Source organism: Eikenella sp., assembly GCF_057315495.1.
The window spans coordinates 27,563-42,575 of sequence record NZ_DBHKXY010000039.1 but is presented as its reverse complement, the minus strand read 5'-3'; the positions used below and the strand labels follow the sequence as shown (position 1 = coordinate 42,575).

Annotated in this window: 21 protein-coding genes and 3 tRNA genes; 6 read left to right on the top strand and 18 right to left on the bottom strand. The window is 56.0% G+C overall.

All coding sequences use genetic code 11. The features are described from left to right. Positions 1 to 92: 92 nt before the first annotated feature. From ACO6EE_RS07285 to ACO6EE_RS07275, 3 genes are all read left to right on the top strand, one after another. Positions 93 to 166: transfer RNA gene (locus ACO6EE_RS07285), tRNA-Cys, on the top strand. 79 nt (positions 167 to 245) lie between these two features. Continuing rightward, positions 246 to 323: transfer RNA gene (locus ACO6EE_RS07280), tRNA-Cys, on the top strand. Between the two features lie 28 nt (positions 324 to 351). Then, a tRNA-Leu gene (locus ACO6EE_RS07275) sits at positions 352 to 442 on the top strand. Between the two features lie 150 nt (positions 443 to 592). Here the strand turns inward: ACO6EE_RS07275 and ACO6EE_RS07270 are convergent. The 14 genes from ACO6EE_RS07270 to ACO6EE_RS07205 all read right to left on the bottom strand — a co-directional run bounded on the left by ACO6EE_RS07270 (position 593) and on the right by ACO6EE_RS07205 (position 8,351). Beyond that, positions 593 to 1,633, bottom strand: a complete 1,041-nt coding sequence (locus tag ACO6EE_RS07270; RefSeq protein WP_485960281.1) for a tyrosine-type recombinase/integrase — start codon at positions 1,631 to 1,633, stop codon at positions 593 to 595. A gap of 33 nt (positions 1,634 to 1,666) precedes the next feature. After that, the gene (locus ACO6EE_RS07265; RefSeq protein ID WP_485960280.1) at positions 1,667 to 1,882 is read right to left on the bottom strand and encodes a DUF4224 domain-containing protein; all 216 of its coding nucleotides are present in this window, start codon (positions 1,880 to 1,882) and stop codon (positions 1,667 to 1,669) included. Positions 1,883 to 1,963: 81 nt separating this feature from the next. Beyond that, positions 1,964 to 4,267, bottom strand: coding sequence for a replication endonuclease (locus ACO6EE_RS07260; protein ID WP_485960278.1), 2,304 nt, complete (start codon positions 4,265 to 4,267; stop codon positions 1,964 to 1,966). An 85-nt stretch (positions 4,268 to 4,352) separates the two neighbouring features. Next, positions 4,353 to 4,568: a hypothetical protein gene (locus ACO6EE_RS07255; RefSeq protein ID WP_315540246.1), complete on the bottom strand. Its 216-nt coding sequence runs from the start codon at positions 4,566 to 4,568 to the stop codon at positions 4,353 to 4,355. 264 nt (positions 4,569 to 4,832) lie between these two features. Further along, positions 4,833 to 5,123 carry a hypothetical protein gene (locus tag ACO6EE_RS07250; RefSeq protein ID WP_315540244.1) on the bottom strand — a complete coding sequence of 97 codons (291 nt, stop codon included), beginning with the start codon at positions 5,121 to 5,123 and terminating at the stop codon, positions 4,833 to 4,835. Next, positions 5,120 to 5,371 (bottom strand): hypothetical protein, encoded by a 252-nt coding sequence (locus tag ACO6EE_RS07245; RefSeq protein ID WP_485960276.1) that lies wholly within the window; start codon positions 5,369 to 5,371, stop codon positions 5,120 to 5,122. Before ACO6EE_RS07245 ends, ACO6EE_RS07250 begins: the two co-directional genes overlap by 4 nt. 2 nt (positions 5,372 to 5,373) lie before the next feature. Continuing rightward, positions 5,374 to 5,676, bottom strand: coding sequence for a hypothetical protein (locus ACO6EE_RS07240; protein WP_485960275.1), 303 nt, complete (start codon positions 5,674 to 5,676; stop codon positions 5,374 to 5,376). Beyond that, on the bottom strand, positions 5,669 to 6,079 hold the full coding sequence (locus tag ACO6EE_RS07235; protein WP_485960274.1) for a hypothetical protein: 411 nt from the start codon (positions 6,077 to 6,079) through the stop codon (positions 5,669 to 5,671). The genes ACO6EE_RS07240 and ACO6EE_RS07235 overlap by 8 nt, the downstream gene beginning before the upstream one ends. After that, positions 6,072 to 6,320, bottom strand: coding sequence for a hypothetical protein (locus ACO6EE_RS07230; protein ID WP_153716832.1), 249 nt, complete (start codon positions 6,318 to 6,320; stop codon positions 6,072 to 6,074). Before ACO6EE_RS07230 ends, ACO6EE_RS07235 begins: the two co-directional genes overlap by 8 nt. After that, positions 6,320 to 6,778, bottom strand: a complete 459-nt coding sequence (locus ACO6EE_RS07225; RefSeq protein WP_485960273.1) for a hypothetical protein — start codon at positions 6,776 to 6,778, stop codon at positions 6,320 to 6,322. Before ACO6EE_RS07225 ends, ACO6EE_RS07230 begins: the two co-directional genes overlap by 1 nt. A 69-nt stretch (positions 6,779 to 6,847) precedes the next feature. Then, positions 6,848 to 7,141 carry an ogr/Delta-like zinc finger family protein gene (locus tag ACO6EE_RS07220; protein ID WP_485960272.1) on the bottom strand — a complete coding sequence of 98 codons (294 nt, stop codon included), beginning with the start codon at positions 7,139 to 7,141 and terminating at the stop codon, positions 6,848 to 6,850. Then, positions 7,122 to 7,601: a YmfL family putative regulatory protein gene (locus ACO6EE_RS07215; protein WP_003821884.1), complete on the bottom strand. Its 480-nt coding sequence runs from the start codon at positions 7,599 to 7,601 to the stop codon at positions 7,122 to 7,124. Before ACO6EE_RS07215 ends, ACO6EE_RS07220 begins: the two co-directional genes overlap by 20 nt. Beyond that, positions 7,591 to 8,103 (bottom strand): hypothetical protein, encoded by a 513-nt coding sequence (locus tag ACO6EE_RS07210; RefSeq protein ID WP_485960270.1) that lies wholly within the window; start codon positions 8,101 to 8,103, stop codon positions 7,591 to 7,593. The genes ACO6EE_RS07215 and ACO6EE_RS07210 overlap by 11 nt, the downstream gene beginning before the upstream one ends. A gap of 44 nt (positions 8,104 to 8,147) precedes the next feature. Next, a complete protein-coding gene (locus tag ACO6EE_RS07205; RefSeq protein ID WP_153715834.1) occupies positions 8,148 to 8,351 on the bottom strand; it encodes a hypothetical protein in 204 nt (67 codons plus the stop codon). Positions 8,352 to 8,496: 145 nt separating this feature from the next. Between ACO6EE_RS07205 and ACO6EE_RS07200 the strand changes: the two genes are divergently transcribed. Continuing rightward, the gene (locus tag ACO6EE_RS07200) at positions 8,497 to 9,150 is read left to right on the top strand and encodes a LexA family transcriptional regulator (protein ID WP_485960268.1); all 654 of its coding nucleotides are present in this window, start codon (positions 8,497 to 8,499) and stop codon (positions 9,148 to 9,150) included. Between the two features lie 69 nt (positions 9,151 to 9,219). Further along, the gene (locus tag ACO6EE_RS07195; protein WP_485960266.1) at positions 9,220 to 9,849 is read left to right on the top strand and encodes a tellurite resistance TerB family protein; all 630 of its coding nucleotides are present in this window, start codon (positions 9,220 to 9,222) and stop codon (positions 9,847 to 9,849) included. A gap of 23 nt (positions 9,850 to 9,872) precedes the next feature. Here the strand turns inward: ACO6EE_RS07195 and ACO6EE_RS07190 are convergent, their stop codons facing one another. The 3 genes from ACO6EE_RS07190 to ACO6EE_RS07180 are packed head-to-tail and all read right to left on the bottom strand — an operon-like array spanning position 9,873 to position 14,257. Continuing rightward, positions 9,873 to 11,093: a contractile injection system protein, VgrG/Pvc8 family gene (locus tag ACO6EE_RS07190; RefSeq protein WP_485960265.1), complete on the bottom strand. Its 1,221-nt coding sequence runs from the start codon at positions 11,091 to 11,093 to the stop codon at positions 9,873 to 9,875. A gap of 2 nt (positions 11,094 to 11,095) precedes the next feature. Next, positions 11,096 to 11,551: a phage tail protein gene (locus ACO6EE_RS07185; protein ID WP_485960264.1), complete on the bottom strand. Its 456-nt coding sequence runs from the start codon at positions 11,549 to 11,551 to the stop codon at positions 11,096 to 11,098. A gap of 3 nt (positions 11,552 to 11,554) precedes the next feature. Continuing rightward, a complete protein-coding gene (locus ACO6EE_RS07180; RefSeq protein ID WP_485960263.1) occupies positions 11,555 to 14,257 on the bottom strand; it encodes a phage tail tape measure protein in 2,703 nt (900 codons plus the stop codon). Positions 14,258 to 14,283: 26 nt separating this feature from the next. Between ACO6EE_RS07180 and ACO6EE_RS07175 the strand changes: the two genes are divergently transcribed. Beyond that, positions 14,284 to 14,406 carry a hypothetical protein gene (locus ACO6EE_RS07175; RefSeq protein ID WP_485960261.1) on the top strand — a complete coding sequence of 41 codons (123 nt, stop codon included), beginning with the start codon at positions 14,284 to 14,286 and terminating at the stop codon, positions 14,404 to 14,406. A gap of 235 nt (positions 14,407 to 14,641) precedes the next feature. Here the strand turns inward: ACO6EE_RS07175 and ACO6EE_RS07170 are convergent, their stop codons facing one another. Continuing rightward, positions 14,642 to 15,001, bottom strand: a complete 360-nt coding sequence (locus ACO6EE_RS07170) for a phage tail assembly protein (protein WP_088382953.1) — start codon at positions 14,999 to 15,001, stop codon at positions 14,642 to 14,644. Positions 15,002 to 15,013 lie beyond the last annotated feature (12 nt).

The following is a 15,013-nucleotide window of genomic DNA, read 5'->3' as shown; positions in this document are numbered from 1 at the left end:
AACCTTGCCAAGGTTGAGGTCGCGAGTTCGAGACTCGTTTCCCGCTCCAAGTTTTAGCAATTTGGCCGATACAGTCGGCCAAAAGCTAATTTGGCGGGATAGCAAAGTGGTTATGCAGCGGCCTGCAAAGCCGTGTACGCCGGTTCGATTCCGACTCCCGCCTCCAAAATACCAAAGTGAATGTAAGCCGCAGGCAGTAAATCGCCTCGCGGTATTGGTTAAACAAACCATACATCAGTCAGCACGGCGGGGTGGCAGAGTGTTTATGCTGCGAGGGGTGCAACCCTCGTATAGGCCGGTTAAAATCCGCGCCCCCGCCTCCAATCATCCAGGCTGACAAACCACAGCCCGGCCCGAGTGGTGGAATTGGTAGACACAACGGACTTAAAATCCGTCGCTCCTTAATACGAGCGTACCGGTTCGATTCCGGTCTCGGGCACCACAAAACAGCTTGTTTCCAAATACAAAAACCCGCTCTGCTTTGAGCGGGTTTTGCTGTATTTTCGGCCTTGGTTTTGTTCTACATTTTATGGCTTGTTCTACATTTCTGCATTTTGCCGCATGAAAAAAGCACGGTTTCCCGTGCGTTTTTTCAGGTAGCCTGACGGTTTTTATTTAACTTGACGGCCGGCTCGGAGAGGTGGCCTTTTCGGTTGCGGATGTAGCGCTTAGTCATGTTTTGAGTAGTGTGGCCGAGCAGCACGCGGGCGGCTTCGATGCCGACGGCATCGTCGGTATCGGTGGCTGCCTTGGCGCGGAGGTCTCGGAACTGGAAGGCTGCCTTTTCGATTCCAGCTTTTTCGCGGGCCCTATCCATTGCGCCGCGCAGCATAGCATATGTCATCGGCTGGCCGCGATGGCGCTGGCGGCCGAGCGAGACAAATAAGTAATCGTGTTTCTGCTCGCCCCTCTCCCGCAAAATCAAGTCCAGCACCTCTGCCAACTCGCCGGTGAGTTTGATGCGGACTTTGGTTTGCACTTTGTTTTGCTCAATCCACAGCTCCCCATCTTTAATATCTGTGGTGCGTATTTTCAGGCAATCGGCCACACGCTGGCCGATAAAATATGCAACCAGCATCAACAGTTGCAGATGCCGCTCGGCGCACTCGTACAGCCTCCAATATTGCTCATCCGTGATGTACACATGGCGACCGGTCTCTTGGTATTTATTCACACCACGGCATGGGTTTTCATTGTTGGTGTAGCCCCATTTCCGCGCCCAATTAAAGATAACGCTAAACAACGCGATTTCGCGATTGGCACGGATTTTGGCCGCCTGCCGCCATTCCAAATATTCGTAGATGTCCACACTCAAAATTTGGTTAATCGGCGCGGGGTTATCGCCGTCAAAATACTCGTACAAAAATTTGAGCTGATACAGGTAATCCGACTGCGTCCTGGGTGACAACGTTGGCAGCACAGTGCGCACATAACGCTCGGCCACCACCCGGAAAGTGGCCTCTCGCTCAATACGGGCGGTCAGCTCTTGGCTGTATTCCTGCTCGTAGTCGGCATACTTGCGCAAGGCTTCGAAAAAGTCCGATCCGAGTGGCAGCCACTTGCGTGGCTTGGCGCAGGTGTCATAGTAAAAATACACCTTGTCGCTACTGGTTTTCTTTTGCCGCATTCTCATGGGCAGATTTCTTATTGCCTGTTTCATAATGGTTTAATTTGGTTTTGCTTTGCTACTCTGCCATCTTCGGCGCGGGCTGGCAGCTTGCTCCGGCCTGCCCTCGAGCACGGCGCGGATCACAATGGGGCGGCCGGTTGGATTGGTGATAAACGGGATGCCCATTTGGCGCAGCACGTCGCATTGCTTTCCGTAGCGTTTATAGTCGGTGAGGCTGGCAACCTCATCCCTAGTTAAAAACATTTCGCTCATCTTAATTTTCTCCGGTGGCCGCCGTACCCAAGGGCGCGGCGGCTAAATCATGGTTTTCAGGTAGCCTGAAACCGGCCACAATCAATGCACGATGTAGAGCGCATCATGTTCGGTTTCGAGACGGGCGAGCAGGGTGTCGAGCTCGGCCATCACGCTTTCAGCGGTATCGTGGCGTTTTGGTGCCGGCCAGCGGCGATGCGGGGTTTTAAATGGGGTTAGGTCAATCGCGGTTTCAGGTAGCCTGTTGGCCGGCGGTGAAAGGCGGTCGAGGTGGTGCAGGTGGTGTTTGTATTCGCGCGTAGCATCGGATTGGGCCCGGGTTTGCTCGGCGGCGGCACGGGCGGCGGCAACTTGAGCGGTAGCTTCGCGGCTGTTAATGGCGGGCTTGGCAGTCAAATCATGCAGCGCCCCGTGCAAAATGGTGATTTCACGCTCTTTAATAATCGCAGGCGCTTCGCTTTCCAGCACCCGATCTATCTGTTGCAGTATCTCTTCACGCAGTAGCGGGATGTGGCAACGCGGCGGCTCCATACCGCGATATGGATTTCCCCCAAAAACCTTATCGTCTTCTAATTCAAAATCAGCTACTTCTCCCACTTTTTTCGATTTCGTAGAGTTATTGACACCAGTCCAAGGGGCGGCTTTGCCGCCCTGCAGCATCTGCCATTCGTGGATGCGGCTAATTTTTACAAGCCCCGTTTCCGGCTCGAATACGCCGCGAATCATTGGCGGGCGCGGCTCTTGGTAGCGGTTGAGCTCTTTCGGGTCTTCTTTGTAGAGGTGAATAGGGCGGGCAGAACGGCTGGCAGTGGCACCACCCATAATCATCGTAAACTTGCCCCAGTCACCCGCATCGGCGGCCAGTGAGGCGCGGACAATCGTGTCGTTGTAGTCGCCCGCAGTCATGCCCTCGCGGCGGAGCTCGCGCCAAGTGGTAACAGGTGCGCCGCCTATTTGCTGGAATTGGCGGATGCCATGCAGCGACGCCCAAGCGTCCACCAGCTCGGCAGTCTCCACCACGTTGCGGCCGTCTGCCTCGTAGTCGATACCCACGCTGTCGCCCAGCGTGTTTTTGCCGTCGATATTTTTGGCAATGTATTTGGCAATGTAGCCCGCTGCCGTGCCGCGCCGCCAATCGATGGCTTTAAAATTAACGCGGGCATCCACCTGCCGAAAGGCTCGGTAGTCGGCCGCCGCCCAAAAACCGGCTTCGGTCTGCATATCGGCCAGCAGCGACTTAATGCTAGACACATGACCGCCATGCTCAATAGCACGGCGGCGCTGGGCGGCCTGAATCAATTTAGCCTGCTCGATGGCGGCAGCCTTGGTTTCAAAGTAATCTAATCCCAGCTCTTCGCGGCTGTCGCGGCAGGCGTAGCGGGCAACGGTGCGGCGGAAGGCTTGGCGGTGCTCTTTTGGCATAAAAAACAAGCCGTGCCAATGCGGCGTGCCGTCGTGGTGCGGTTCGGCCACACGGAAGCCGTACACGGCAATCTCTTGACGCTGTAGCGAGGCTTGGATGCGCCCCCATACTTTTTGCAGATAGGCTTGCGCTTCGGTGGGCGTACTGCCGTCGTATTTGCTGTTTTGGCTGCCTGAAACATGATGCGCTGCATGAAAGCGGCTGGGGCAGGTTAAAGTGATAAATTCGCCGATGTGCCCCGTTTCGCGGGCGATGTATTCAAACCCGGCGATGCGGGTCATCAGCTCGGCGCGGCGGATGGCGGGGTTGGCGTTGGATTTTTCCACCAGCTCGGCCAGCGTGAAGGTTTGCCCCAGCTCATTCACCATCTTCAATGATTCGAGCAAGACGCGATTGCGGTGCTTCTGCTGACGGCGGCGTACCAATGCGGGAGCCGATACATAAAGCCAATGCCGCCGATGGATCAGATTCATACCGCCGCGCAAGGTATTCTCCAGGCGGCGGCCGATGGCGCGGCGCAAAAACCGACGCCACCATCGCGCATCCTGAAGGCGCAGCGCAATCGCCTCCCAGTTGCCTGCCTTAATCTGCTTGGCAAATCTGTTTTGCCAATCATCCAGGCCGTCCTTCTCCGCCAGCTTGAGCTGTTTGAATATATCCATGCCGTATTTGGCACGGCTACAAAACAAAGCAGCCTGCTTGTCGGCATAACTGCAGATGTCGTCGTCTGATGCGTTCAAGTCCAGCGGCAGGGGGTTGTGCATCAGCGGCTTGGCAAATTCATACAGTTCACAGTTGGCTTTATCGTCGCTGTATTCATACTGCAGCGCATGGGGTTTGCACACCGGTTTCACGTTGGCAGTTTTCAGCCAACGCTGCCGTGCCAGCTCGGCCAGCTGTGGCGGCATTTTGTCGAGAAATTCTTGGGCAAAACGGCTGACTTTAGTAAGTGCTGGTCTCATACACTGCCTCCTGCAACAGACAGGCAGCCGCCTGCCGCCGGCATACCTAACAGGGCAGCCAGGCGGCAGAATTGCCTAAAGCGGATTAGCTTAGGCGCTCCAAATCGACGAGCACAGTTTGAAAGCGCTGGTTGATGGCTTCGAGTAAGAAATAGAGCTCGCTGGCATCCAAGGTGTGATTGGGTGCAGCAGAAAGCAGAGAGGTAACAGCCGAGAAGGCGGCAATATCGGCCCGCAGTCGGTCGGAGAGGGAGGAAATGGAGAAGAGCGGCACAGACAGGCCGGAAGAAACGGAGTTCATGGGAAATACCTTTGTGTTTAGTTAGTGTATTGCCCACAGGATGAGGTGGGCGGGACTCAACTACCTCACAAAGAAGGCTGCCGCTATTCCCTTGCGGTATTGTATTGACGGCTATCATCCCGCCATAAACATGGCGAGCCCCCGCGCGAGACGGGCGCAAAAATACCGCAGGATTGACGGATGCGGCTGCCGCTTTGTGAGTAGTGCGGCGATTGTAGGCGGCGCAGGCGGGGGCTGTCAAATTCATGGTGTGATTCTCAAAAATCAATGTGATTGAGATAACTGGTTGCAGCGGACTACGGCTTCATCCCACTGCTGCTTCCGTTCTTCGGCCAAATGCCGGATATTGTCGGCGAGTTCATGCCAGCCCAATGCAACGGCTACGTCTTCTAATGCAACCAGATAGCCGGCGCGAAACAGCACGTTTTGGGCAATCTGCTGTTCTCCTTCTGCAACTAACGGAATATCTAACTGCATCAATACGCTTTGGCGCGCGGCGCGCTCGGCAAGCCAACGGGGCAGATTTATTTGTTGATTGGTAGATTTTGGTTTCATGATTTTCCTTTCAGGTAGCCTGAATTTTTTAGCTCTAGATCTGCCATTACTTCTTCGCGGCGGCGCTGAGTGGTTTGACTGATGGTTTGGTATTTGCCGCAGGCCGGGCGGCGGGAAGGCAGGAAGTTGAAACATTCGCCTTGTGCGCAGGCGGCGAAACCGTGGCGCAGCATGGGCGCTGGTTTTGGCTCGCCATCCTTTCCTGTTTGACTGGCTTGCCAATGGCGGCAGGTGCGGCATGTGCTCATGCTTATTCCCCTACCGGTTCCAGCACCACGCCGGCCATTGGGTCTTGGCTGGTAGCGGCTGCCAAGGCGGCGGCTTGGCGGCGAGCACGGCAATCGGCACGGGTTTGCTCGGCGGCAAGATCGGCAGCGGTGATTTGGTGCTGCAAATCTTGGTTTACTTGGAAATACAGGCCGGCGCGGAGTTCGGCGTTGTCCAGCTCGGCCTGCATGGCGGCTTGCTGGTTGGTGCGATAGGTATCGTTGATGTATTCGCCAGCCGGTAGGCCGATGATGATGCCAAGCAATATGGCTGCAGCTTTAGACATGGTTTTCCCCCCTATATCGAAGTGTAAGCGTGATGGTTTCGGACAACTTGCCCGGATTAACCAGCCAAATAACGATGATTGTGATGTCGTAACCGGCCAGCTCTTGCGGCTCGCTGCGGCGCAGCTCCCAGCCGCTCTCCTCGGTAAACTCTTGCACGGCACGGTCGATGCGTATGTCTTGCTCCACCGTCTCAATATCGAGCAGCAGAGTGAGTTCGCTGTAGTCGGCAAAATTGCCCAGTTGGAACAACACCCCGGCAGACTGCAGGCAGTCGGCCAGCTGTTGCAGCGGCTCATACATGGCACAGGCGCGGTCGGCTTTGGCGTAGATACTGTGGATACTTTCGGCGGCGGCAGCCTGAATCATTTTGGCTACCTGAAAATCGGGAGTAGGGCTAATCATAATTACGGTTTCCTTGGCGTTGATTAAGCTGGTCGATGAGGTGGCTGATGTGGTCGGCGGCGGTACTGTCCGGGCTGTGCACGGCCTGCATGGTTTCCCACACACCGGCGAGCTGGTTGTAGGCGGCGGTGGCGAGGTGGCCGCTTACGCCGTCAGACAGGGCAGCATTGGCTGCCGCAATGGCATCGTGGTATAGGCGGTTGCCGAGACGGATCACGGCTTGCTGTTGGCTGGCATTCATCAGGCAGCCTCCCTTTGTCTGTTTGGCGTGGCGAGCTTGAGCGGGGCAGCGGTGAGCCGCACTTGCGGCTGCACGGCGCGGATGCCGAGGCGGCGGGCGGCCGCACGGGCGGCGATGATGCACTCATCCAGCTGCCACAACAGATTGGCTACCTCCGGCAGGCAGAGCGTGCCCACCGGCAGCTCGTAGGTGATGAGAGTGGTGTTGATTTGGGCGGTAGCGCGGTGGATGTGGCCGCACAGCTTTTGCACAATTTCCACCCCTTCTGCCTGCTTCGGGGTGAGCAGGCGGCTGGCGATTTGGTTGGCCGGCAATTCGTGCACCATCGGCTGGCGCGGAGCGGCGGTTTGCATGGGCACATGCCCGGCTAATTTAGCCAACATCTGATTACGGCAATCCCAAGCGGTTTGCGTGTAACCTGCGGGGCGTGGTTTCTCAAATTGCTGAATTTCTTTCATTTTATTTTTCCTTTCCCTTTTTTAGGGCGGCAAAAACCCTGCTGCGCGCAGCAAGCGGCAGCGACTGGCTTAAAACAATTGGTCTTCTACTGGCGGCGGATCGATGAAAAAACTGGCATCTACTGTTTCAGGTAGCGTGCCGTGCCGCAGCGGGGCGGGCGGCTCATGGGTGGTTTTGATGATTTCGAACATGCCCAAACCGCGCCAGCCGCAGAGGTGATTGGTGCACCAAACATAGTATTGGCGGGTGAGCTGGCTCGGCTTGCTGCTACCGCGCACTAGGCAGCGGTGGCCGCAGTTGGGGCAAACCACCTGAACGCGGAATTTGCCCGGCTCGTGTTGGTTACGGTTTTTCAGCGGCATCTGAAAAATCCCCATAGATGCGGTCGGTGAGAGCGGCCACAGATACCAGGCGGTTTACCACACTGCGCACCTGCGCCCACAGCTCGGCACTTTCGGAGCGGCTTAAAAAACCGTCGGCGGTGGATTCGCGCCATTGCACGAACAGCTGGCCGAGCTCTTCAACTGCGCCGTGCAGGTGGTCGCGGATGTCTTCGCCGAGCAGGGCTGCCGCATCCATTTCCGGCACCGGTACAAACACCCCGCCGCTTTCGGCAGCCACGGCGGCAGCAAAGTCGGTGCGGTCGGTGAGGCGCTGCAGCAGCATGGCTTCAGCAATGCCGATGCGCTGGCCTTTGACTTCGTAGAGGCGGTTTTCCAGGGCGGCAGTAGTCATGCCGAGCATGGCGGCGCTGGCTGCGTAGCCGCCGTTGGGCGACTGGGCCATCGTGCGGATGGCTTGATTGATGGGGTTAGGCGTCATCAGTCATCCCTTTCAGCAGTTGCTCTAAATCCGTGATAAGCTCGCTGTGCTTTGCCAACCATTGATCAAAATACTTGGAGCGTAAAAATGAATCAGAAACCGACCTACGACGAATTGAATAAGGCGCTTGAGCAAGCATTGAAAGAATTAGATGATGCTGAGAGCGAAGTTGATGCTCAAGAACTTTTAATTGCTGCTTTGCTGCGTAGTACTTTAGCTGCACACAGCGGCGATAAAGCTGGCATTCGAGATCGGATTGCGGCTCTTGTTGCAGAGGATCAGACGCTTGGCTTGATGTTGCACAGCCCGGAGCCGGAAGAGGAGCAGCGGGTGATTGAGGAAGCGTTGGCGACGCTGGATTCGCGGCTGAAGCTGCACAATCAAACGGGGTGCTGACGATTTCATCGGGCGCGGCCTGATAGGCGGCGGCGATGCGCTGATTGAGTCTCTGCAGGCGCATTTTGAGGCGGCGCAGTTTTTTGCTGTATTGGATTTTTGCCATGATTAGCCCTTTCGTGTCTTGGTGTTCAGGTAGCCTGAAAGGGCTTAGGATGCAGCTACGGATTGATTACGAGCGGCCACAATAGAGGACTGGCGAATAAATGCACTGATACCCAATCCATTATTTTTCGCAGCCTGCCGTATCATTTCGGCGTCCGGTTTAGTAAACCAGACTTGCACAAGGTCTTCACGTTCCAAACGAGCGCGGCGGCGCTCTATTGATGAACTCTTGTTTTTTGAGGGATTCATGCTAGAATTACCTTTCGTTGTAAGTTGTTCGTAATGTTTTGTTGTGGTGACTGAATATTACGTTACTTACAGTTTCATTGCAATACCTAAAGTTCCGTATTTGCGGTACTTTAGGTTATTGCTATGTTTCTTAAGGTAAAATATTTTGTCCAACAGTATCGACCGAGCCAAAGAAGCGCTCAATGTTTCGTCAGATTACGAATTGGCGAAAATATTAGGCATCACTCATAGCGCCGTTGCTGGTTATCGCAGGCGCGAAAACTCCCTGCCTCTTGCTCAATGCTTAAAAGTTTCTGAACTAGCAGGGAAAACATTAGACTGGCTAATTCTTGGTAAAGGTTCTGATACAGATACAGCGAGCAAAAAATCAGTAACCTCTATACCTAATATTGTATTGGTGCCGCTATACGACGTGCCGGTGAGCGCTGGGCATGGTAGTTTTTTTGATACCGAAAACATCATTCAGCAGATACCGTTTGATACGGAGTGGCTGGAGCGCGAGGAGCTGATTGCAGGCCAGCTGGCCTGCCTGCCGATTAAAGGCGACAGCATGAGCCCCGGCCTAAAAACCAGCGACATCGTGCTCGTTGACCTGACACATCAGCGCGGCGACGGCGTATTCGTGCTGCGCTTGAATGGTGCGCTGCGCATTAAGCGGCTGCAATGGCTGGCCGACGGGCGGCTGCGCATCAGCAGCGACAACCCGATTTACGAAACTGAATACGTTGATCCGAACACACCACCGGATGATTTTGCAATCATCGGTTTCTGCCATACCAAAATCGGCAGAGTGGTGTGATTTTTCTGAATACCTAAAAATAGGCGGCTAAGATGAGGCCGCCATTTTTCTATTGAGATGGAGGAGAAAATGGCCGATAGCAAAAAAACACTATTGCCGTGTAATGCAAGGTTATTGCTGGTTTACCAAAATAAGAGCGGCAAGAATAGCGAGCGTGTAGTGGATGTGAAACGGTTTGAAGGGTGGCCGGACGGGCACTTTGTTGGATTTTGCCACTTACGCCAACGGGTGCGCACTTTCACTTATAGCGGCATTCAAGAGGCGACGGATATAGCCAGCGGCGAAGTATTGGCAGCAGAGCAGGTGGTGCAGCATTTAATGCGGTTGTACCAACATTCGCCACAGCGCTCACTGGATATTTTTATACAGGAACACAAACCGGTTATTGATGTATTGATGTATATCGGGTACTGCGACGGCAGATTCGCGCCGGCGGAAAGAAATGCGGTAGTGGAGTGGCTGTTGCAAGAAACCGGCGTCGCCGACGAGCTGGCCGATTATGCCAAGGAGCAGGTCAAAGAATGGCCGCTGCCGATGGCAATGGATTTTGATTTTGCCGCACTCACCATCAGCCGAACGATGCCGGAAATGAAGGAGGCAGTATTGCAGCAGGCTGAAGAGGTGGCAGCAGCTGATAATAAATTGCATGAAAACGAGAATGCTGCGCTGCAGCGGCTGCGCAGGATCTTTGCGGTGTAAGCGAATCAGGCTACCTGAAATTTTCAGGTAGCCTTTTTGCTGGGCGTTGACTTCTCCCCGCCATTTGTCGGCTCGTCGAGGTTGATTTGCCCCTCGAGCTGGATATTGCAACTGTAGCCACTGCTGTCGAGGCGGTGGCTGATTTCTTTAATCAGCCATTGCTGGCTGTCGATTTCGGGTTTAAAGCCGGACACGCTGACGGGGGTTTCCGGTGTGAGGTCGGGGCGGCCGACAGCCAAGGTAAGGCTGAATTGCGCAGCACCGCGCAAGAGGCGGCGGAAAGCGGCGCGGGCACCAGTAAGGGCGGTTTGCTCGCTGGCGTAGAGGTGGCGCAGGGTTTTGATTTTGAGGCCGTCGGTGTTGATGCGTCGGGTGGTTTCAACGGTGCGGGTGATGGTGCGGCTGCCATCTCTGCGCCGGCGGCGGGTTTTGCGGGTTTCGGTTTTGCGCTGGGGCTCGAGGTTGTCTTTGTTGATAACGACCTCTTTGCGGCGGCCGGTGCGTTTGTCGGTGTAGTAGGCGCGGACGGCATTGTAGGCGTTGGTGGCCGAGTAGTTAAAGCTGTGATTGTCGCCGCTGGCACGGGTGATGGTGAGCGGCGGGATGGGCGCACCGCCGGCGGTTTGCGCCTCACCGGCTGGGATAAACAGCAAGCGGCCGGCTTTGACGGTTGCGATGGCATCATAGCGTTCGGCAAGGCGGGAGAGGAAGCTGGCGTCGCTCTCGTTGGTTTGGTCGATATGGGCGATGGTTTCCTGCTTGTATTGCTCGGCAATGCGGTATGGATAGCGGTGCTCTTTGGCGATGGCTTCGACGATTTGATAGAGCGTTTTTTTGTGCCAGCTGCGCTCTTTCTGCTGGGCAAGGGTTTCGGCAAGGTCGGCGGCGCGGGCGGTGATGTTTAGGCGGTCGGGGGCGCCGGTGTGAGTGAACTCGGAAAACAGGTATTCGCCTTTATCAACAATGCCGGTTTCCTGATAGCCGAGATGCAGGGTGATTTTACTGCCCGGACTAGGGATGGCGATGGCGCCATCATAGTCGTCAAGCTCGATGGTGAGTTCGTCGGCCTCGAAACCGCGTTTGTCGGTGAGGTCGATGCTGACAATGCGCGAGAGGGTGGCGCTGCCGAATGGCTGGCCGTTGATGGTGAGGCGGGCGACCGGCGTGAGATGGCGGCCGCCGCTATCGGTGAGCGCGGCAAATACTTTGTTGGCGGCATCCGCCACGGTGTCGAGCAGGCTCATGGCTACACTCCCACCAAGCTGCGCACCATGCCGACGGCGAGGCCGAGCGCTTCACCTTCCAAGCCGAAGGCGTGGTCGGCTACTTTTTTCAGGTTCATGCTAAAACTGATGGCGCGGGCTTTGCCGTCATACATCAGCTGGCTTTGCTTATCTTGAATATCGGTGATGACGTAGCTACCGAGCAGCTGGCCGGTGCCGAGAATAAGCGGCCACGGCTTGCCGCCATTAGCCATGCTGCGCAGCAGGTTGATGCTCATGTCGCCGCCAGTAACTTCCGGGCGCAGTTCGGCCTGAATAGTGATGGTGTCCGGCTCTTTGCCGGTGTATTGCGATGGCGGCGGGCTGTCGTTGCCGACAATGCTTTTGTGCGGATGCCGCCAGCTTTGGCTGCGGTCGATGCCGTTGTAGGGGATGGTGGCGGTGTGGAATACGAAAAAGCCGAGGGTAGCGAGTGGCATGGGTTAATCCTTGTCTTGATAGCGTGAATTAGCGCGGCGCGCAGCCTGGGCTTGGCGTTTATCCAATTCGGCAGCCACAGCACGGGCGATGCTGCGCTCGTCTTGGCCTGGGGCGGCATAGACGTTAATGGTAACGCCGCCGGCGCCAGCCAAAGCAGGCGCTGGGTTGGCATTGCCGCCACCTAAAGACTGCAGGGCGCGCAGGCCACCGGTGCGCAAGGCTTCTACAGCGCGCCAACCGCCAAAGTGGCGCACGTCGGCCTGGCTGAATACCACCTCACCGCGATGCACGAGGCCGGCAATTTGGTTGATGCCGCCAGCGCCGGTGTAGCCGCCGACGGAAAAACCTTTGGCGAGGCGGCCGCCAGCTGCGCTGCCTACCGCGCCTGGCGCACGACGGGCGCTGTTGCCGAGGCCGTTAAATAGGTTGGTGGTTTGCCGCCAAACGCCAGAGAGGTCGGGCAGCATGGATTTGATGCCGTTAACCAGTGATTGGATCATGTTGCGGCCGGCGGTAGAGAGTTTGGCCGGTAGCTCAATGCCAAACCAGCGCAGCACAGCGGCGAAGGCTCGATAAAACAGGCCGAGCGGTGACCAATTGACGATTTGGGCAGTGATGCCGGAAATGCCACCGCTGAAAAATGATTTGATGCGCTGCCACATTCCAACAAAAAACGGGGCGACAATATTCCAGTTATTTACAAGGAGACGGGCGAGGCCGACTATCGGAAAAATAAAGTTGAGAATTGGGTTTCTTGCAAATGCGGTGTCAATTTTCTGCCACCCGGCAATGAGGGCGGTTTTGACACTCTCCCAATGGGTATAGAGCAAATACAGCGCGCCGACCACAGCCACGATGGCGATAAGCATGGGGTTGGCTATCATCATAGAGATAAGCCCACGGAAAGCGCTGCCAAGCAGGGTAAATGCCCGCGTGAGCAGGCCGATTTTTCCAACGGCCGCGCCGCTGGAAGCAGCCAACGTTACCCAGCTTAATTTCATCACGGCCAGCGGCACGATGACGGCGGAAATCACCGCTGCCAGTGCAGCAAATACGGCCAATGCAATGCCTACTATCGCAATGACTTTTAGGATAGCGTTGGCAGCTTTGGGGTGTTCTTTTGTCCAGTTACTCAAGCCGACGGAGATGTCGTTAATCCAACCAATGACGGTGCGCAGCTCGCCTTGAATACTACTGCCGAGCTCGACCATGAAATTAGTAAACGCGCCGCTGGCGGCATCCCATAGATTGGTTACGGTGCCGAGGGTGGCATCGATACGCTGTTGCAGGCTGGCCTGATTCTGCAGCTTGGCGGCAAATTCATTGTAACCAGCCTGGCCTTTTTCGATCATGGTATTCAATGCCTGCAGGGTTTCGGCATTATCGCCAAAAATATCCTTTAGGATTTGCAGGCGTTTCTCTGTGTTTACCTGCTGCAATTTGGCGATTTGGGTGTAAAAATTTTCGATGCCGCCGAACTCGCCTTTACCATCGGTAAAGTCGATATTTAAGTGTGAAACTCCGGCATCCTCTAGTGCTTTGCGCACATTGGCACCATTCATGGCACGGGTAAACACTTTGCGCAGGGCATTGCCGGCGCTTTCACCGGAGAGGCCGGCTTGGTCGAGCATGGCAATCAGCGGGCCGAATGTGCGCAAGGCTTCCTCGCCTTTGATTTTGGCAATATCGAGGGCGGGGGATAGCTTGGCGAATGCGCCGAGGATGTTTTGGTCTTCGACGCCGGCGTAGTACATGCGCTGCACGGTATCAACCAAACCGAGCATTTCGCCTTCGGTGGCGCGCACGGCATCCTGCAGCTTGGCGGCCATTTCGGCAGCTTCCTCCGGGCTCTTGCGTAACTGCACAGCGAGATAGGCGGCTGCCTCACCCGTACCGCCAAGGATGGTTTTGACGCTCATGCCTTGACGAATAAGCATCGTCATTAGGTTTTTAAAGTCGGCGGTGGTACCCGGGAGACGGTCGCCGAGGCGAGTGGCTAAGGTGTCGATGTCTTTGTAGGCGGCAGCCACTTTGCCGCTGCTATCCATCATGGCTACGCGCAAATCCATGCCGGCGTTTTCAGCGTCGGCGAAATCCCGAATCGGCACGCTTAGGCCGCGCTTGATGGCAACCGCTCCGGCACCAGCGGCCACACCGGCCGCACCCCATCGGCCGGCGGCGGCTTTGGCATTGGATACGCCTTTTTGTGCGTTTTCCAAACGGTCGAGCGCGGCTTTCTGCCGGCTGATTTCGGCGGTGGATCTGGCGGCTTCGCGCTGCAGGCGCATTTGTTCATTGGCGAAATTCTTGGTATCGAAACCGGCCTTGTGCAGCTCACGGGATAACTGGCGGCTCTCATCGGCCAGCTTTTGCTCTTTGGCGGCAGCGGCACGGCTGGCGGCCTCAAGCTGTTTCATGCGGGCAGCTTGGGCAGTGGTTGGCGCACCTTGGGCGGCGATTTCGCGGGTGAGCTGTTTGATTTCGCGGGTGAGCCTGTCGCTTTCGGCAGCCGCTTGCTGCATCTTGCGCTGCAAATCGCCGTAGGCATTGGATTGGCGCATAGTTTGCTGCACGGCGCGCAGCTTTTGTTGGTTTTCCTGCAACACTCCACTCAAGCCACGGGCGGCGCGGGATAGCTTGGTAAACGCACCGCTTGCTTTATCGCTGGCTCGCATAATAATATTAAGTACAAGGTCTTTTGCCATGTTTGCCTCTTGATGGGAGATTTAAAATGTACCGCGACTACTCACCAATCCGCCTATTGGCCGACGGGGTAATGCTGGCTTGGGCTTTCTTCGGTTTCCTGTTGCTGATTGGATTGGCGGTGATTCCCGCCGTGCTGCTATTCCAATAAACCTTTCGATTTTCTGACGCTCGCTTCGGCGGGCGTTTTTATTCGCCTTCTTCCGCCGGGCGGGTGAGCAACACGGCGCGATGAGTCCAGCGCAATAGAGTAAGCAGGTTCATTTCACCAAATGCAGCAATGCCGCCGCCGAAAGTAGCCGCGCATTTGGCGAGGCAGTCGGCGACGGCATTAAAAAACTGCAGCTCCTCTTGCTGTGCGGTGTCGTAGAGGTGCGGGGCGTTGGCTACGATGGCTGCGCAGTCGTCGGCTCGGATGCGGAGGCCGGCAGGTAGCCCAATTCGGCCAGCGCCGCCTCGAACTCCGCCCTCGCCGACGGCGGCGCTGAAAAAAAATCCAAGGCCGTATTTAAAACTTGGGTGTCGGCAATGCCGAGGAATCCGTATTGCTTGCGGGTGAGCTGCGGGGTGCTGATGCGTCCGAGCAGTTTTTGCACTTGGTCGGTGTGTTTGATTTTTATGAGGTCTTGACTTAGGCCGTCCATGTCTTTGCCCAGCGGCTCGCGCAGAGTTATGCGGTCGCCGTTGCTCAAAATGACGGTTACGGTGTTGTCTTCGTTGATTTGGATGGATTGGTTGCTTTTCATGGGGTTTCCTTG